The 17,689-nt window shown below is 57.6% G+C and carries 13 protein-coding genes; 7 read left to right on the top strand and 6 right to left on the bottom strand.

Annotation, left to right across the window (positions count from 1 at the left end; all coding sequences use genetic code 11):
- The first annotated feature begins 49 nt into the window (after positions 1-49).
- Positions 50-1,840: a type I secretion system permease/ATPase gene (locus tag ACN0SC_RS08575; protein ID WP_417249524.1), complete on the top strand. Its 1,791-nt coding sequence runs from the start codon at positions 50-52 to the stop codon at positions 1,838-1,840.
- On the top strand, positions 1,837-3,180 hold the full coding sequence (locus ACN0SC_RS08570; protein WP_417249259.1) for an HlyD family type I secretion periplasmic adaptor subunit: 1,344 nt from the start codon (positions 1,837-1,839) through the stop codon (positions 3,178-3,180). The genes ACN0SC_RS08575 and ACN0SC_RS08570 overlap by 4 nt, the downstream gene beginning before the upstream one ends.
- Positions 3,181-3,493: 313 nt before the next feature.
- Here the strand turns inward: ACN0SC_RS08570 and ACN0SC_RS08565 are convergent, their stop codons facing one another.
- Both ACN0SC_RS08565 and ACN0SC_RS08560 read right to left on the bottom strand, forming a co-directional pair.
- Positions 3,494-5,008 (bottom strand): acetyl-CoA hydrolase/transferase family protein, encoded by a 1,515-nt coding sequence (locus tag ACN0SC_RS08565; protein WP_417249258.1) that lies wholly within the window; start codon positions 5,006-5,008, stop codon positions 3,494-3,496.
- A 150-nt stretch (positions 5,009-5,158) separates the two neighbouring features.
- Complete coding sequence (locus tag ACN0SC_RS08560) at positions 5,159-6,013, bottom strand: 3-hydroxyacyl-CoA dehydrogenase (protein ID WP_417249257.1); 855 nt, start codon at positions 6,011-6,013, stop codon at positions 5,159-5,161.
- A gap of 356 nt (positions 6,014-6,369) precedes the next feature.
- Here ACN0SC_RS08560 and ACN0SC_RS08555 point away from each other — a divergent pair, with 356 nt between their 5' ends.
- Complete coding sequence (locus ACN0SC_RS08555) at positions 6,370-7,422, top strand: NAD(P)-dependent alcohol dehydrogenase (protein WP_417249256.1); 1,053 nt, start codon at positions 6,370-6,372, stop codon at positions 7,420-7,422.
- Between the two features lie 33 nt (positions 7,423-7,455).
- On the opposite strand, the gene ACN0SC_RS08550 is transcribed toward ACN0SC_RS08555, so the two are convergent.
- Positions 7,456-7,761, bottom strand: coding sequence for a hypothetical protein (locus ACN0SC_RS08550; RefSeq protein WP_417249255.1), 306 nt, complete (start codon positions 7,759-7,761; stop codon positions 7,456-7,458).
- A 213-nt stretch (positions 7,762-7,974) separates the two neighbouring features.
- Entirely contained in the window at positions 7,975-9,885 is a 1,911-nt protein-coding gene (locus ACN0SC_RS08545) for an acyl-CoA synthetase (RefSeq protein ID WP_417249254.1), read from the bottom strand.
- Positions 9,886-10,134: 249 nt separating this feature from the next.
- Here ACN0SC_RS08545 and ACN0SC_RS08540 point away from each other — a divergent pair, with 249 nt between their 5' ends.
- Complete coding sequence (locus ACN0SC_RS08540; protein WP_417249253.1) at positions 10,135-11,253, top strand: beta-ketoacyl-ACP synthase III; 1,119 nt, start codon at positions 10,135-10,137, stop codon at positions 11,251-11,253.
- A gap of 84 nt (positions 11,254-11,337) precedes the next feature.
- Here ACN0SC_RS08540 and lysM read toward each other — a convergent pair whose 3' ends face one another.
- On the bottom strand, positions 11,338-11,775 hold the full coding sequence (gene lysM / locus ACN0SC_RS08535) for a peptidoglycan-binding protein LysM (protein ID WP_417249252.1): 438 nt from the start codon (positions 11,773-11,775) through the stop codon (positions 11,338-11,340).
- Between the two features lie 101 nt (positions 11,776-11,876).
- Positions 11,877-13,664: an ABC transporter transmembrane domain-containing protein gene (locus tag ACN0SC_RS08530; RefSeq protein WP_417249251.1), complete on the bottom strand. Its 1,788-nt coding sequence runs from the start codon at positions 13,662-13,664 to the stop codon at positions 11,877-11,879.
- A gap of 489 nt (positions 13,665-14,153) precedes the next feature.
- Between ACN0SC_RS08530 and ACN0SC_RS08525 the strand changes: the two genes are divergently transcribed.
- The 3 genes from ACN0SC_RS08525 (at position 14,154) to ACN0SC_RS08515 (ending at position 17,227) form a co-directional block, all read left to right on the top strand.
- Complete coding sequence (locus tag ACN0SC_RS08525; RefSeq protein ID WP_417249250.1) at positions 14,154-15,164, top strand: ABC transporter substrate-binding protein; 1,011 nt, start codon at positions 14,154-14,156, stop codon at positions 15,162-15,164.
- Between the two features lie 88 nt (positions 15,165-15,252).
- Positions 15,253-16,140, top strand: a complete 888-nt coding sequence (locus ACN0SC_RS08520; protein WP_417249249.1) for an ABC transporter permease — start codon at positions 15,253-15,255, stop codon at positions 16,138-16,140.
- A complete protein-coding gene (locus ACN0SC_RS08515) occupies positions 16,133-17,227 on the top strand; it encodes a quaternary amine ABC transporter ATP-binding protein (protein ID WP_417249248.1) in 1,095 nt (364 codons plus the stop codon). The genes ACN0SC_RS08520 and ACN0SC_RS08515 overlap by 8 nt, the downstream gene beginning before the upstream one ends.
- Positions 17,228-17,689 lie beyond the last annotated feature (462 nt).

Here is a 17,689-nt window from a genome sequence, read left to right as displayed (position 1 = left end):
TTATGGGAGAATTGCAGTGACTGGCACACAAGGAACGAAACTAGCCGAGATGGGGGGAACGGGCAGTGCCAACGAGGCTACCGCTGATTTCCACCGTCGAATCAAACCCGAAGATTACACAAAAACGCTCAGCTCGATCCATCGTCGGGTCACGAGTAATATCGTCTTTGTCGCCCTGATGACGACCGTGACCAATATGCTCGTCCTGGCGGTGCCGATCTACCTATTCCAAATCTCTGACCGTGTTTTGACCTCTCGGTCAATTGATACGTTGATCATGCTGACGGCGGTCATTTTAGGGGCGATCATTTTACAATCTGTTTTCGACGCAATCCGCCGTCTGGCGCTAATGCGCACGGCGGTGGATGTGGCGTCACGATTGGGCGCTCCTGTTCTATCTGCGGCGGCGCAGGCCTCGTTGCACTCCAACGGGCGCGAATATCAGGTGCTTGGTGATCTGCAAACGCTGCGCCAGTTCATCGTCTCCGGCACGCTTTTATCGTTTTTGGACGTGCCCTTTGCGCCGTTTTTTATCTTCGTGATCTTCCTGATCCACCCGCATCTCGGGCTCATTGTGGTCGTCACGGCAATCGCATTGGCGATCGTGGCGTGGGTCAACCAAAGGATGACATCCAAGGGGTTCCAAGCCGCGAACCAAGCTCAAGTGCGGGCGAACGTCCATCTCGACAGCATGTCACGCAACAGCCAGATCATCAACGCAATGTCGATGATTCCAGAGGCTGTTCGGATCTGGGGGAGTGACACGGCGCAGTCTTTAAAGCTGCAAGTGCAGGCTCAAGATCGCAATATCTTCTCGGCGGCTATTTCGAGAATGCTTCGTATGATCGCTCAAATCGGAATGCTTGGGTGGGGCGCGTATCTTGCCCTCGATGGCCAGATTACAGGCGGTATGGTGATCGCCGCCTCTATCGTGGCGGGGCGTGCATTGGCCCCCATTGAAGGCGCGATTGAAGGATGGAACGGGTTCTTGATGGCACAGGGCGCATATCAACGCGTTGCCTCATTGCTCAAACGCACATCGAAATTGAATGACAAGCTGAGATTGCCCAAACCAGAAGGGCGGTTGGATGTGGAGCGGCTGTTGTTCGTGCCCAAAGGCACCAAGAGTGTGGTTCTGAACGCATTAACATTCAGTCTGGGTGCTGGAGAAACGCTTGCCATCATCGGAAACTCAGGTGCGGGAAAAACGACACTGGGGAAAATGCTGGTTGGCTCAATCATTCCCACCTCTGGCGCCGTGCGGCTCGATCTCATGGATCTTAGGAATTGGGAACCCAGACAATTGGGTGAAACGCTTGGATACTTGCCTCAAGACGTTCAGCTATTTCCTGGAACGATCAAGGCGAACATCGCCCGTATGCGTGCCAATGCCAGTGATGAGGCGATCCATCGTGCGGCTATGCTCGCTGATGTGCATGATATGATCGCAAGCCTGCCACAAGGGTACGAAACGGTTGTAGCAGCAGACGGCTCGCCTCTTTCCGGTGGACAAAAACAACGTATCGGGCTTGCGCGCGCATTTTTTGGGAACCCCAAGCTGCTTGTTCTCGACGAGCCGAATTCCAACCTTGATGCCGCGGGCGATACCGCCTTGGTCAATGCGCTCGGCCATGCACGCGAAAACGGCATAACCATCGTGGTTATCACTCAAAAGCCGGCGATCCTGACCGCAGTTGATAAAATCATGATGCTCACTGATGGCAATATCTCGATTTTCGGTTGGCGGAATCAAGTCCTTGGCGAACTCGAAAAACGCAGGAAGGCCGCGGCGGAAAAATTCGCAGCCGAGCACGCATCTAATGAAGGAGCATTGGCATGAGCACGCTTCCTGCAACTATCGAAGCAAGCGAGCCGTGGGATCACGAAATTCCCCGCTCGATACGTGCCCAAGTAAGCGCAGGACTGGCAATCCTTGTATTTGCTATCGGCGGGTTCGGATATTGGGCATTTACCGCACCTCTTGCCGCCGCCGTTGTTGCCCCTGGATCATTCGTTGCCACGGGGCGCAACAAGATGGTGCAGCACCTTGAGGGCGGGATCATTGCCGAGATCAATGTCTCCGAAGGGGATGAAGTGGTCAAAGGCGAGCCAATGCTCAGGTTGGATGAAACCACGGCGCAGTCTAATCAACGTGCGCTGTATCTGCGCCGTCTGAGGCTTCAAGCTATCGAGGCAAGGTTGCTTACCGAATACGGGGCAAAATCGGAGGTTCGTTTTCCACCTGAGTTACTGAAGGCGCGCATTGATCCCGAGGTCGCCACGATGCTCGACAGTCAACTGTTGTCTTTCGATGTTGCCCGATCGAGATTGGAAAATGATCTCGCACTCATTACGCGAAACATCGCTGTATTGGAGGCCCGCGCCAAAGGCTATGGCGCGCAGAAAAAATCTTACGAACGCCAGATTTCCCTCCTTGATGAAGAACGGCAGAAAAAGCTGAAATTGTATGATCGCGGCCTTGTCATCGGTAGCGAGTTGAGTGTGGTTGAGCGAGCCATCGCTGATGCTGAAGGCGAGCTTGGGCAAATCGAGGCGGAGATCGAAGAGTCCCTTGAAATGAAAGCGCGATATGAAGCGCAAAAGGTTCAAACCATTGATACCTACCGACAAGCCGCTCTAGACGAATTGCAGTCCATTCAAATTGAACTCGACACCGTGCGCGAGCGAGAAAGGGACGCTCAGTCGGTCTTGAAACGCATCGTGATCGAAGCGCCCGTTTCGGGGACGGTCGTCAGTTTGAACTATTCTGGTCCTGGGTCTGTGGTCGAAGCAGGGGCAATTATCGCCGAGATTCTGCCCTCAAATGTGCCGCTGATCATTGAGGCGATGATTGCGAGAACCGACATCGACAGCGTTAAATCGGGTCAACTCGCGTCGGTGCGGCTCACAGCGCTCAATCAACGCACAACTCCCATACTTGAGGGAAAGGTGTTCTATATATCCGCCGATGCCATCCTTGATGATAACGGACAAGTCGCGCGTGAGGTTTATGTGGTGCGCATTTCTCTACCTGCTTCCGAGCTTGAGCGGGTGCCGGGATTTGTCCCTGTGCCAGGGATGCCCGCGCAAGTGATGATTCAAACCGCAGAGCGCACATTTGCGCAATATCTGATCAAGCCCGTTCTGGACTCCATGCAGCGCGCATTCAAGGAAAGTTAGGCATTGGTCTGCGCAGTCGGGATAGACATCACATACGCCAACTAAACGGCGCCGACCTGACGGCAAATGCGCCTTGGAACGAGCCTGCTATTTCAGATCTGCGCGCTCCAAGACGCAAAGCCCACTCTGGCCGACTTCCGCGTCGCCAGAGTGGTTGGGCTTTGTTCCGCCGTTGAAGCGGCACACTGCATCACGCCGAAACTGGTCTGTAAGCTTTCAGCACTTTGCCATCGCCGCATCCCTTAAAAATTTTGGGATACACCCTAGCCGACTGTCCAGCCTTCGGGACAACTTCACCTGTATGCCATGACGCCTATGCCATTGATCCTGTTTCGACGTAGCGCTGGTGCCAACTCAGCGCTTCGGAGAGGATATTGGGCGCATGTTGTCCGAAGGAGCTGTGCTGTGCGCGCGCAAAATAGTCGTGCAAGGCATCGCGATAATCGGGGTGCGAACATTTCTCAATAATGAGCGCAGCCTTTTGTTTCGGCGCAAGCCCACGCAAATCTGCGAGCCCCTGTTCGGTGACAATGACCTGTACGTCTTGCGAGATGTGGTCGACGTGGCTTGCCATCGGAACAATGGCCGAGATTTTGCCGTTCTTGGCGGTCGAGGGTGTCATGAAGATCGACAGATAGGCATTTCGCGCAAAGTCTCCCGAACCACCGATCCCGTTTTGAATCCGTGAGCCCATGACGTGGGTAGAGTTCACATTGCCGAAGATATCCGCCTCGATCAGCCCGTTCATGGCCACACAGCCAAGGCGGCGGATCAGTTCGGGATGGTTGGAAATCTCCTGCGGACGCAAGATCAGCTTGTCACGGTAGCGCTGCGCATCGGCATTGAATTTGTGCGCCGCGTCAGGGCTCAGCGAAAAGGCGGTGGCCGAGGCCATGCGCAGTTTGCCCGCGTCCAGAAGGTCCAACATGCCGTCCTGAATCACTTCGGTAAAGGCGGTCATGTTTTCAAAGGGGCTGTCGAGAAGGCCAGACAGAACCGCGTTCGTCACATTGCCCACGCCCGATTGCAGTGGCAGCATAGAGGCAGGCAAGCGGCCGACTTTAACCTCGTGCTTGAGGAACTCGAGCAAATGCCCCGCGATGGCTTCGGCCGTGTCATCAGGTTCGGCAAAGGGCGCATTGCGGTCGGGTGTATCCGTTTCAACAATCGCAACGATTTTGCTGGGGTCGACTTTGAAATGGGCTTGGCCGATGCGGTCATCGGGCTTTACCAACGGGATCGGGACGCGGTTGGGCGGAAGGTCGGTGCCGTAATAGATGTCGTGCATCCCGTCCAACGCCTCGCTTTGCCAGCGGTTGACCTCCAGAATGATCTTGTCGGCCTGATCCAGCCACGTTTTGTTATTGCCTACAGACGAGGAGGGGATGAGGTTGCCCTCGGGAGTAAAGCCGGAGATTTCGATCACGGCGGTATCGAGATGGCCGAGAAACCCTTGCCATGCCAAGGGGGCGACTTGGCTCAGGTGCATGTCGAAATAGTTCATTTCTCCCGCGTTGATCTTTTTGCGGGCGATCGGGTCGGAGTTGTAGGGCAGGCGGAAATCAATGCCATCGGCCTTGGCCAACGCACCATCCAACTCTGGCCCCGTGGAAGCGCCCGACCAGATTTTCACCCGAAAGGGTTCCCCCTGCGCATGTTGCTGCTCAATTTGAGCGGCCAGTGCGAGCGGAACTTCCTTAGGGTAGCCAGAGCCTGTGAAGCCACTCATCCCGACGACTGCGCCGTTGTGAATAAGCGAGGCTGCATCCTCCGCACTCATGATCTTGGACTTGAGAGATGCTGGGACGATGCGACTGGATCGCGTCATGGGAAACTCCATTTTGTCTAACGGCGCAAAGCGAATGTGATCGGTTGGGTTATGTGCATTATCGCTGAATCATGCATGTAACGATTCAGCCTATACCCCAATCTTTACCGTTCGGACCAGAGTGGCCCGAACGTAAAGTCAGCCATTAATCTAGCTTTGGTAGGTGTAAAACCCTTCGCCTGTGGCGCGGCCCAGTTTCCCTTTGTCGATGTAATGCTCCTTGATATAGGCGGCGAACTCTTTTTGCGTGTCGTCGCCTGTCATGGCCACGTTATATGCCGTGTTTAGCCCAACCGTGTCATAGATTTCGAACGGGCCTGCGGGCGCGCCAGTGCCGATTTTCCATGTCTTGTCGATATCTTCGGCGCTGGCAATGCCTTTGACCAACAGGCCCGAGGCGGCGCGAAGGAACGGGACGAGCAGCGAATTGAGCACATATCCGGGTTGTTCTTTTTTGACCTGAATTGGCACCATGCCGATGTCTTCGGCAAAGCTCACAATCTCATCAAAAATGGCCGGATCGGTTTTTGCGTGCCCCATAACTTCGGCGGTGTTGTGCAGCCAGATGTTATTGGCAAAGTGCAGCGCCAAGAACCGTTCTGGCCGTCCTGTTGCCTCGGCCATGTCGGAGGGCAGCAGGGTCGAGGAATTGGTGGCAAAAATCGTCTCGCTCGCGGCAACGCGGCCAAGTTCGGCATAAACCTTGTTCTTGAGGTCAAGGATCTCCGGAATCGCTTCAATCACCAGATCGGCTTGCTGCACCGCTTGCTCCAAGTCGGTGGCATAGCTGATGCGGGCGGTTGTTTCAGTGATCTTGTCCGCAGTCGCATCGGGCAAATCATTGAGATAGGCCTGCCCCAGTTTTTCCATTGTTTTGCGTGCTGAGGCGATCTTGTCGTCGTCAATGTCGTAAGCGGTAACATCAAACCCTCTATAGGCAGTCTGAAAGGCGATTTGGGCGCCCAATACGCCAGTGCCGAGTACCGTAACCTTGCGAATAGACATAACTTTTCCTCTCATGAGCTAATGTGTACCCTGTATAGCTAAGCACTGCCGAACACGCTTCAATTCCCTCTAATCGTGCCAAAACGTCGCATAACGTGGCCATGGCGGGGCTCCAGCTCTTTCACCCTGAAGTGAAAGATTGCGACGATATGGTCGCCCGCTCACAACGCCGGTACAGAATTGATCCTAGAGTTCACAGCGTTCGCGGCGTTGAGATAAAATGTCGTTCTTTTGAAATCACGCGTCTGATCTGGGGGCTGCCGATGCGGAGAAGGGTGTTGTCTGTTTGATGGGCTTGCGGTCTTCTGTGGCACCGTCACAATGCATGGTGCTCGGCATCATGGGAGGAACGCGGAATGCAGGCATTGGTTCTTGAAGAGGTCGGCAGGCTAGCTTTGCGCGACATGCCTGAATTGGACCGTGCGGAGGCCGTGCTTGGGCCGCGTGATGTGCGGATCAAATTGCATACGGTCGGGATTTGTGGCTCGGATGTGCATTATTTCACCCACGGGCGCATTGGTCCGTTTGTGTTGGAGGCGCCGATGGTCTTGGGGCACGAGGCGTCAGGCACGGTGATCGAATGCGGCTCAGAGGTTGCGAATCTTTCCGTGGGCGATCGTGTTTGTATGGAGCCAGGGCTTCCTGATCCAAACTCGCGCGCGGCCCGTTTGGGAATGTACAACATTGATCCGTCTGTGCGCTTTTGGGCGACGCCGCCGATACATGGCGTGTTGCGTCCGACCTGTGTGCATCCCGCCGATTTCACCTATCACATTCCTGAAGGGGTGTCCTTCGGTGAGGCGGCGATGGTCGAACCTCTGGCCGTGGGGGTGCATGCCGCGACCAAGGCGCGGATCAAGCCCGGGGATACGGCCGTGGTAATGGGGGCGGGGCCGATTGGTCTGGTCACGGCGCTTTCGGCCGTAGCGGCGGGGTGCGCGCGGGTGTTCGTCTCTGACATTGCTGAGAAGAAGTTGGAGATTGCCAGCAACCTCTCGCGCGCCATAACACCCATTCATGCCATCCACGATGATCTTGCTGCGACGGTGCTGGCCGCCACGGACGGGTGGGGGGCGGATGTGGTTTTTGAGGCCACGGGCGCTCCGCAAGCGGCCGCTCGTGTGTTTGAGCCTCTCGCGCCAGGTGGTTGCGTGGTGATGATCGGGGGGCAATCGGAGCCTGTTGCTTATGACGCTGGGGCGGCCATGGTGCGCGAGGCGCGGGTGGAGAACATCTTCCGTTATGCCCATGTCTTTCCGCGTTGTCTGGGGATGCTGGCGTCGGGGGCGATTGATGTTCGGCCGTTAATCACGCGGGTGTTCGATTTTTCCCAGAGCGTCGAGGCCTTTGATATCGCGGCTTCCGCCCCACCTGAAGAAGTGAAGATGCAGATCGAACTGCCGCAATAGGAGATGAGTTGGGCGTTGCGCCGCCGCTCGGTGTCAGGCGACTTTCGCGTGTTCGGCGGGCTCTTGTACGGGCACACGCCTTTCTGATGTGCGCGGTGCGGCATTCTTGCGGGTTTCGATCTCGCGGTTCCAACCGCTTGTGCCAGCGCTTCTGATGGGTGCTTGCGCATCCTTCTCGCCTTTGAATTTGAAGAAGAGTGCGGCGAAGCCGAAGGTCAGGGCAGCCCCCGTCAAAGGGTAGCTGATGATGCAAAGCCAAAGTGGCGCGCCCGCGGAGTTAAGCAAGACCGTAAAGGTCAGTGCGAGTGATGCGGCAAGTGTGGCGAGGCCCATGACCATGTGAACAGTTCCTTTGCAGCAGCTGTGCGTCCGTGTCGTTGTGTCAGGGATATGGCCTTGTCCACGTGCCCTTTGAAGGTCACGTCGGCGCACATCCGATCTCTTTCACGGACGCTATGCGCAAAGCGTTAACAACTGTTAAAGTGAAGAGGGCCGCGTACTAGTGCGCGGCCCTCTTTTGCTTTCAAATTTCATTCAATTGAATGCGATGCCTCAGGACGCCTCTTCGGTTTTGGCGAACTCCCACGGGATCGCGTAGGCGCCGAGTACCTTGCCGACGGTTGCGGCATCATCGCCCGCATTCGGATCAACCTGAGCGACAAGGCCACGTTTCTTGTCATCGATGACCGAGACCACGCGCGCGCTCAACTCGGCGGCCTCCATTGCGGTGTTGAATACACGGGTGATTGCGCGTTTGCGCAGGTCGGGTTTGAAAACCTTGCCCACGGCGGTCTTGGGCAGTTCGTCAAGGATTTCGATGTGCTTGGGGTAGGCGGCGCGTTCGTGGATATGGATGCGCGCGTATTCCATCAGCTCCTCGATCCTCACGGATGCACCCGCGACCAACTCCACATAGGCGCAGGGAATTTCGCCCGCGTGCGAGTCAGGTTGGCCAATAGCGCCGACCATGGCGACCGCTTCGTGACCTGCCAGAGCTTCCTCGATCTCGGCGGGGTCGATGTTGTGACCGCCACGGATGATCAGGTCTTTGGCGCGACCTGTGATCCAGATGTAGCCATCGCTATCAATACGTCCCAGATCGCCCGTGCGCAGGTAGACATCGTGGTGGAACAGGTCGTGGTTCTTGTCCACTTCCGTGTAGGTCGAGCCTGCGTAAACGCCCGGGTTGTCGATGCAAATCTCACCGATTTCATCAACGCCGCATTCAATCGGCCCGTCTGGTCCGTCGCGCAGGATTTTGACGTCACAATGCGGGAAGGGAATGCCAACGGAGCCGATTTTCTTCACGCCACCCACGGGGTTGATCGAGGTGAGACAAGTGGCCTCCGTGAGGCCGTAGCCCTCGATCACCTCAACGCCTGTGGCCTGCTCGAAGCGTTTGTAAAGCTCGACGGGGAGCGGGGAAGATCCCGAAAACGCGGTCTTGATCGACGAAATGTCAGCATCCACAGGACGCTGCATCAGCGCGGACATGGCCGTGGGCACAGTGATCATAAAGGTGACGCGATAGCGCTCGACCAGCTTCCAGAAGTTGTCAAAGACACCATCGCCACGATAGCCCGCAGGTGTAGGATAGATGCCATGCGCGCCCGAGGTGAACTGCGCCATCATGATGACGTGGCAGGCGAACACGTGGAACATCGGCAGCGGGCACATGATCACGTCTTTTTCGTCAAAGAGGAGCCGATTGCCGAGCCAGCCATTGTAGACCATGCCCGAGTAAGTGTGCTGTGCCACCTTCGGCATGCCCGTCGTCCCGCCCGTGTGGAAGTAGGCCGCAACGCGGTCTTTCTGGACGTCCTCGAATTGCAGCGTCGTGGGCATCTTTGCCAGCTCGGCGTTGAAATCGAGCAAGTCGGCGTGATGGGCAATTGCTGTGGGGTTCTTGGGGCGGATGAGCGGCACGATCCAGCTTTTGGGCGGGCTGAGGTAGCGCAGCAAGTCCACCTCAAGCACGGTGTTGACCGCAGGAGCATGGCGCACGGCTTCGGCCACTTTTTGCGCCACATCCGTTTTGGGGAAGCTTTTGAGCGTGACAACAACCTTCGCCCCTGTCTCGCGCAGGATCGCGGCCATTTGCTCGGGTTCGAGCAGTGGGTTGATCGGGTTCACAATCCCCGCAACCATGCCGCCGACAAAGGTGATCGCCGTTTCGTGGCAGTTGGGCATGATATAGGCAACGGTGTCTTTCTCACCGATGCCAAGCTTGCGAAACAGGTTCGCGGCCTGCGTGACCTTGGCGTGATACGCCCGCCACGTCAGGGTCTCTTTTTTATCCTTCGGGCCTGAGGTGATCTGATAGGAAAAGGCGGGACGGTCGGGGAATTTCGACGTCGTATCGCTCAAAAGCCCATAGATCGTGGTGGCCACGTCGCGTTCTTCCCACGCCATCTCATTGTGGATTGCGTCACGCGCTTCCATCGAGCTGAAATCGGATGCCATTAGTTTCCCCTCCTGTTGCGCCCGCGTTGGCCGCGGGACAATCTCCTTCTCGCCTGCAAGTTTGAGCGCAACGGCGGCACGGCGCAAGGGTGGATAAGGTGCGGGCTACGCGGCGTCATTTTCATAAACCAGCGTCGGGACGTCACGTCACAGGCGCATTGAAAGCTCCAAATGTTGCGCTAACGGTGGACGTGGGTGAACCCGCGATATAGCTTTGCTCAACGTTCTATCGCACCGTAGGGAGGGCCCATGGCCGAAGTTGTCATCAGCGGAAGCGGGGTCTTCACGCCGCCGCATGTCATCACCAATGACGAATTGGTGGCCAGTTTCAACGCCTATGTCGACCTCTACAACGCGCGACATGCAGCGGAGATCGAGGCTGGGACGGTCGAGGCGAAATCACCTTCGTCGTCAGAGTTCATTTTCTCCGCCAGTGGCATCGAGCAGCGCTTTGTCATGGACAAGGAAGGTATCCTCGATCCTGAACGGATGTGCCCGCGATATCCCGCGCGCCCCGATGACGCGCCGTCGCTGATGGCGGAGATGGGGGTGACGGCGGCGCAAGAAGCGCTTGCGCAAGCAGGCGTGGATGCGGGGGATGTCGATTTGATCATCTGTGCCGCGTCGAACCACCAGCGCGCCTATCCCGCGATAGCGGTCGAAATTCAGCAGGTCATGGGCGCGGGTGGCTTTGCCTTTGACATGAATGTGGCCTGTTCTTCGGCGACCTTCGGCATTCAGGCGGCAACAGACATGATCCGCGGTGGCTCGGCCAAACGCGCGCTCGTGATCTCGCCCGAATTGACGTCGGGCCACCTTGAGTGGCGTGACCGTGACTGCCACTTCATCTTTGGCGATGTGGCGACGGCGGTGCTTTTGGAAGCGGCTGATGTTGCGGGGGCTGCGCAGTTCAATGTCCGCTCGACCGCCTGTGCTACGCAGTTCTCCAACAATATCCGTAATAACAACGGCTTCCTGCGTCGCGCGCAGGACCAGATGGACGACCGCCGCGACATGCAGTTCATGCAAAACGGGCGTAAGGTGTTCAAGGAAGTCCTGCCATTGGTCTCCAGCCATATCGCGGAGCATATGGCGCGCGAAGGCGTGGTGGCGGATGATCTGACGCGTCTGTGGCTGCATCAGGCGAACAAGACGATGAACGACTACATCGGGAAGAAGGTCCTGGGGCGCGTGCCCGAGGCGGGCGAACAGCCCAACATTTTGCAAGACTACGCCAACACATCCTCGGCGGGTTCCATCATCGCATTCGCACAAAACAGCGAGGATCTGGCGGCGGGGTCGGTCGGGCTGATCTGCTCCTTCGGAGCGGGTTACTCTGTCGGATCGGTGATCGTCGAACGGGTTTAATCGCGGACACAGTACAGTATCAGACAAAGTAAAGGGCGCCCCGCGGGACGCCCTTTTCGTTTGATGTTCTCAGCCCTTGGCGGCTTACGCCATGGTGCCGCCATCCTGCGGAATACGCAGCATCTGGCCCGGGTAGATTTTATCAGGGTGCGAGAGCATCGGGCGGTTGGCCTCGAAAATCTCGTTGTAGCGCGCGCCCGAACCGAGAGTTTTCTCGGAAATGGCCCACAGCGAGTCGCCCTTCTTGACCTCATGGAAGACGGGATCGTCGCCCTCAACTGCATCGTCCACCTTGGAGATGCCCTCGACATTGCCGACAGCCATGATGATCTTTTCTTTCAGCTCTTGCGACTTGGCCTTGCCTGCGACTTTCACCGTGTCGCCCTCGACGTCGATCTCGACGCCCTCGGCCTCAAGGCCCAGTTGCTCGATCTCGGCCAGAAGATCGTCCTTGTTGGGCGCATCGTCGGACTTGCCGAACACCGATTTGCCCGCATCTTTAACAAAGCTCCACACACCCATGTTTGTCTCCCTAACGTCGGTTGGAATGTTCGCCCGTATCAGACCCCGAACACCCGTGGAAGGGAAGGGGCTTTTTGCACGGCCGCGGTGTGACGGAGCGTTCAGCCGCCGTCGGTGAATTGCAATCTTGCGAGGCGGGCGTAGAGGCCCCCTTCGGCGACGAGCGAGTCATGCGTGCCGGTGGCCACGATCTTGCCGTCCTCGAAAACGAGGATGCGGTCGGCCTTCTTCACGGTGGCAAGGCGGTGCGCGACAATGAGCGTGGTGCGCGTGCGTGACATTTCCTCGACGGCGGTCTGCACGGCCCGTTCGCTTTCGCTGTCGAGTGCAGAGGTCGCCTCGTCGAGCAACAGGATCGGTGCATCGCGCAGGATCGCGCGGGCGATGGCGATGCGCTGCTTCTGTCCGCCTGAGAGCATGATGCCGCGTTCGCCGACGTAGCTGTCGTAGCCTTCGGGGAGCTTGGCAAGGAAGTCATGCGCATTGGCCGCTTTCGCCGCCGCGATAACTTGATCCATGCTCGCGTCGGGGCGGCCGAAACGGATGTTGTCCGCAGCTGACGCGGCGAAGATTACAGGGTCTTGCGGCACGAGCGCGATATGCTGGCGATAGGCACCGCGCGCCAGCTCCGAGATTGGTGTTCCGTCGATGGAGATTGTGCCCGACTGCGGATCGTAGAACCGTTGCAGAAGTTGGATGATCGTGGATTTCCCTGCGCCCGAGGGGCCGACCAGCGCCACGGTTTCACCCGCTGCAACGTCGAAGGACACAGTATCAAGCGCGGCAGTTTCAGGACGGGAAGGGTAGGAGAAGCGCACCTTGTCGAAGGAGATCGCGCCTTTGACGGGTTGGGGCAGGGCGAGCGGATTGGCGGGATCGGTCACGGGATCTTGCGCCCCGAGAAGTTCCACGAGTCGTTCGGTTGCCCCCGCCGCGCGCTGCAACTCGCCCCATATTTCCGAAAGCGCGCCTGCGGCTCCTGCAACCATGATCGCGTAGATCACGAATTGCACCAACTCGCCGATGGACATGGTGGCCTCGCGCACATCGCGCGCACCGATCCACAGTACGCCGACAACGCCGAAGAAGATCAGCGAGATCACGATCACGGTCATCACTGCGCGGGTCCGCACGCGGATATGTGCGGAGACAAAGCTCTTCTCGGTCACTTCGTCGAAGCGGGCCGCTTGTTCGGCTTCGGCGGTAAATGCCTGCACGGTTTGCGCGGAGAGAAGCGCCTCGGAGGCTGTGCCTGAGGAGGAGGCGATCCACTCTTGGTTTTCGCGGCTGAGTTTGCGCAGGCGGCGGCCCAGCACGATGATTGGTACGATGACAATGGGCACGATCAGAAGCACGAGCCCAGTCAACTTCGCCGAGGTGAAGAGCATCAGGATCATCCCACCGATCAGGATCAGGAAGTTGCGCAGAGCCACCGAGATAGACGAGCCTATGACCGAGAGGATCAGCGTGGTGTCCGTGGTGATGCGCGAAAGAACCTCACCCGTCATGATCTTCTCGTAGAAGGCGGGCGACATGCGGATCATGCGGTCGAAGACGGATTTTCGGATATCGGCCACCACGCGCTCGCCCAGACGGGTCACGAGGTAGTAGCGCAGCCCCGTGCCAAGCGCGAGAAGAAAGGCAATGGCCAATGCCGCACCGAAATACTTGTCGAGCAGCAGACCTTCGGAGGACTGGAACCCGTCGACAACACGTCGCACGGCAATCGGGAGGATGAGAGAGATGCAGGCCGTCAGCACAAGCGCCATGAGCGCCAGTGCCATCATGGCGCGGTAGGGGCGAATGAAGGGCCAAAGCTGTGCCAATGCGCCCACGCGCTTCGATTTCTCGCGGTTTTCCGCTTCGAGGAGTGTGCGATCGTTGGCCATTGGCGCGCCCTTCTTGGTTCTGTTGGTCTTGTTGCGTCACGATAGGCAAGGCCTGCGCGCGGCGTGTCGCAAGACAGATAACCACGCCACATCGGGAGAGCAACCGCTCTGGCGTCGCAGGGAACAGGGTGGAGGATGCGCGGCATGGATAGAGGTGGGCGTGAGCAATGGTCCTATATGTAGCGTGCCGTGCGCGAGGGGAGCTGTGAGGTGTGCGCATTTCGACGGAATTACGTGCGGGTTCGCGCTTGAGGTCACAGGTGCCGCTATCCGCGGATATCCGCTTGCAAACAGGGGAGCGATGTGTTGGTCTTTGGCCATGCTCAGCCACCGAGCCTGTTCCACACACGGGACGGGCGTCCTCTAGGGGACAAAAATCGGCACAGTGCAGAGAAATCGCCCAATTCGGGGTGGTGCTCGATCCGTTACCACATGTGGAACATGAGGGGGTCGATGAACACACACACGAAGTAAGCGGGAGTTCCCCTTATGAAATACACGAACCTTTTTGCTGCAAGCGCTATGGCTATTGCCGCATCTACCGTCGCCGCCCTCGCACAAGACGAATGTGGCGACATTACTATTGCCGAGATGAACTGGGCTTCGGCCTCGCTTATGGCGAATGTCGACGCGATTATCCTTGAAGAAGGCTATGGCTGCGACGTTGAGCTGCTCGCAGGCGACACCACGCCGACCTTTACCTCGATGAACGAGAAGGGTGAGCCTGATGTTGCGCCCGAGCTCTGGGTAAACGCAGTGCGTGAACCCCTCGCCAAAGCTCTCGAAGAGGGCCGTCTCCACTCCGCTCTCGAAGGTCCGATCACGGGCCTCGGCGAAGGCTGGTGGGTGACGAAAGAGTTCAAGGAAGCGCATCCTGAAATCGACACTGTCGAAAAGATGCTCGAACACCCTGAGCTGGTCCCTTACGTCGAAGACGAGAGCAAAGGCGCCTTCATCGGTTGTCCTGCGGGCTGGGGCTGTCAGCTTGTGAACATCAACATGTTCCGTGCCTTCGACATGGAAGAAAAAGGTTGGGTTCTGGTTGATCCGGGTTCGGCCGCTGGTCTTGACGGTTCCATCGCGAAAGCGGTTGAGCGCAGCGAGCCTTGGTTTGGCTACTACTGGTCCCCGACTGCTGTTATCGGCAAGTACGAGTTGCAGATGCTGCCCTTCGAAGCCGAATGGGCTGGGACGGAAAACTGGGACGGCTGTATGGTAAAGAACGAGCAGGACTGTGCCGATCCGCAGCCGTCGTCCTGGACGAATTCCGAGGTCCACACTGTTGTGACCGACGAGTTCACCAAAAAGGGCGGTGTCGCGATGGAATATATGTCCAGCCGCATCTTCCCCGGCGAGGTCATGAACGAGATGCTGGTTTACATGAGCGAGAACCAGGCCTCGGGCGAAGACGCCGCATTTGAGTTCCTTGCCACGAAAGAAGACGTGTGGACCCCTTGGGTTCCCGCCGATGTGGCTGAGAAGGTCAAAGACGCACTTTAATATGTGCGTGACGTGACAATAAGAGGGTCCGCGGTCCGCGTATGCGGGGATACCGCGGGCCCTTTCTTTATAAAACAGGGACAATCATATGGACTGGCTGATCGAGTTTCCTGCTATGGGTCGCCGTGACCTGTCGCAGTTGAAGCAAAGCATCGACGAGAGCTTTCGAACTTTCTCGCGCGCATTCGGCGACGAACTGGAAGCCTTTTTCTCGCCGCTTCTCAAATTTCTGATCTTTTTCGAAGACCTGCTGACCGAAGCGCCTTGGCCGCTTGTCATCGCCGTGATCGCGGCAATGACGTGGTTTGGTGCGCGGTCGTGGAAAATCACGGGCGGCACCATCGTCGCCTTTCTCATCATCGGGTATCTCGATATGTGGGAAAACACGATGGCAACCTTGGCCATCATATCGGTGGCGACAACCTTATGTATCGCAATCGGCATTCCCATAGGGATCATGATGGCGCGCTCCGATCTGGCGCAGCGTATCGTGACGCCGATCCTCGACGTGATGCAGACCATTCCCTCCTTCGTCTACCTTATCCCCGTCGTGATGCTTCTGGGGATCGGTAAGGTGCCTGGTCTGATCGCAGTCTGCATCTACGCCATCCCGCCGATTGTGCGCCTTACAAACCTCGGTATCAGGCTTGTAGACCGTGAGGTGATGGAAGCAGCCGACGCATTTGGCGCCTCCGAGCGCGAGAAGCTCTTCGGCGTGCAGATTCCTCTGGCGCTGCCAAACATCTTCGCGGGTGTGAACCAGACGATCATGATGGCGCTGTCTATGGTTGTGATTGCATCGATGATCGGTGTGAAGGGCCTCGGCACGCCTGTGCTGCAAGCTATTGCTAACCAGTACCTCGCGCTCGGCGTGATGAACGGTCTGGCGATTGTTGTGCTCGCCATCATCTTCGACCGCGTGAGCCAGACTTATGGTAAACGCCTGCAAGCCTATAGGGAGACGGCGCATGACTGATGCATCCCAAATCCTAAGCGGCTCTGCCGACGCCTCCGCCTCTGACGAGATCAAGGTCTCGATCCGCGATCTCTACAAAATCTTCGGCGACACGCCCGAAGCCATGATGGAGCATGTGCGCGAAGGTATGAGCAAACCCGAGTTGATGGACAACTTCGGCCATGCGCTCGGGCTTCAGAATATCAACCTCGATATTCCTGCGCGCAAGATACAGGTCATCATGGGCCTGTCGGGGTCAGGGAAGTCGACCCTGATCCGCCACCTCAACCGCCTGATCGAACCCACGGCGGGGGAGATCTGGATCGACGGTGAGAATGTTCTGGGCATGAGCAAGCAGAAGCTGCGTGACCTACGACGGTTCAAGATGTCCATGGTCTTCCAGAAATTCGGCCTCTTCCCGCACCGCACGGTGTTGGAGAATGCCGAATACGGTCTGGAGGTGCAGGGCGTCGCAAAGCCAGAGCGCGACGAACGGGCACGCAAGTGGCTCGATCGTGTGGGGCTGAACGGGTTCGAGGACCAGTACCCCTCGCAACTCTCTGGTGGTCAGCAGCAACGTGTGGGCCTTGCCCGCGCTCTTGCAACGGATGCCGACATCCTGCTCATGGACGAGGCCTTCTCCGCGCTCGACCCGCTGATCCGCACGGATATGCAGTCGATCCTCCTCGAATTGCAGGAGGAGCTGCACAAAACGATTATCTTCATCACCCACGATCTCGACGAGGCGCTGCGTATCGGCGACCGCATCGCGATCCTGCGGGACGGGGCGATCATCCAGTCGGGCGATCCGCAGGACATCCTGATGCGACCAGCTGACGCCTATATCACCGACTTCATTAAGGACGTGAACCGCGCCAAGGTGGTGCGGATGCGCTCTATCATGGGCCCAGTGTCCGAGAGCAAAGGCGACCCGATCCAACTTTCGGCGAGCATCGAAGAGGCCCTGCCGAAACTGCATGCGTCAGAGAGCAACTGTTGTCCCGTTGTGGATGATAGCGGAGCGCCGAAAGGCAATGTGACTCTCGATGCCGCTATTGACGCCCTCAAGGCGCCCGACAGCGCAGGCGACGACGTTCGCTACAGCTGATACGGATCAAGCAACGATGACGGGGCGTGCCACGGATTTTCCCGCGGCGCGCCCCGTTTGCATTTGAATCACCCGTTTTGATGTCGCCATCGGAAAGATTCGGGGCAGGGCGATCGCGAGTCGGACGGCGATTCCACGACAGGTTGGGGTGAGGAACACTGCATATAGTGGTTGGGCGGGGATTGCCCCATATTCGCGCCAAGAGATTCTCGGCTTCCAAAGGCGAGAGAGTGGGAAAACCAAAGGGCACGTGAAGAATTTGCCTTCTTTTTACCCAGTAAAACTAGGGGTTTGAGAAAAAAAATGCGTTTGAATGAAGTTTTTTGAAAAAACGTCTTGCGGGTTTTGTTTGTTAGCCTTAGAACCCCCTTCACCGGCGGCGCAGACAGCGCGGACGGGACGCCAGACGGGACGGACGGAGCGACGCTCTAGAGGTTCTGCGAGGCAACATCAGAGGCAGTT

Origin of the sequence: Celeribacter sp. (assembly GCF_048261515.1) — a bacterium.
GTDB lineage: Bacteria > Pseudomonadota > Alphaproteobacteria > Rhodobacterales > Rhodobacteraceae > Celeribacter.
The sequence above is the reverse complement of the archived record's forward strand: the minus strand, read 5'-3'. Positions and strand labels throughout refer to the sequence as shown.

Bases quoted from the DNA above. Each gene is read 5' to 3' on its own strand.
- ACN0SC_RS08575 (WP_417249524.1), top strand. From the start codon at position 50: ATGGGGGGAACGGGCAGTGCCAACGAGGCTACCGCTGATTTCCACCGT.
- ACN0SC_RS08570 (WP_417249259.1), top strand. From the start codon at position 1,837: ATGAGCACGCTTCCTGCAACTATCGAAGCAAGCGAGCCGTGGGATCAC.
- ACN0SC_RS08565 (WP_417249258.1), bottom strand. From the start codon at position 5,008: ATGACGCGATCCAGTCGCATCGTCCCAGCATCTCTCAAGTCCAAGATC.
- ACN0SC_RS08560 (WP_417249257.1), bottom strand. From the start codon at position 6,013: ATGTCTATTCGCAAGGTTACGGTACTCGGCACTGGCGTATTGGGCGCC.
- ACN0SC_RS08555 (WP_417249256.1), top strand. From the start codon at position 6,370: ATGCAGGCATTGGTTCTTGAAGAGGTCGGCAGGCTAGCTTTGCGCGAC.
- ACN0SC_RS08550 (WP_417249255.1), bottom strand. From the start codon at position 7,761: ATGGTCATGGGCCTCGCCACACTTGCCGCATCACTCGCACTGACCTTT.
- ACN0SC_RS08545 (WP_417249254.1), bottom strand. From the start codon at position 9,885: ATGGCATCCGATTTCAGCTCGATGGAAGCGCGTGACGCAATCCACAAT.
- ACN0SC_RS08540 (WP_417249253.1), top strand. From the start codon at position 10,135: ATGGCCGAAGTTGTCATCAGCGGAAGCGGGGTCTTCACGCCGCCGCAT.
- lysM (WP_417249252.1), bottom strand. From the start codon at position 11,775: ATGGGTGTGTGGAGCTTTGTTAAAGATGCGGGCAAATCGGTGTTCGGC.
- ACN0SC_RS08530 (WP_417249251.1), bottom strand. From the start codon at position 13,664: ATGGCCAACGATCGCACACTCCTCGAAGCGGAAAACCGCGAGAAATCG.
- ACN0SC_RS08525 (WP_417249250.1), top strand. From the start codon at position 14,154: ATGAAATACACGAACCTTTTTGCTGCAAGCGCTATGGCTATTGCCGCA.
- ACN0SC_RS08520 (WP_417249249.1), top strand. From the start codon at position 15,253: ATGGACTGGCTGATCGAGTTTCCTGCTATGGGTCGCCGTGACCTGTCG.
- ACN0SC_RS08515 (WP_417249248.1), top strand. From the start codon at position 16,133: ATGACTGATGCATCCCAAATCCTAAGCGGCTCTGCCGACGCCTCCGCC.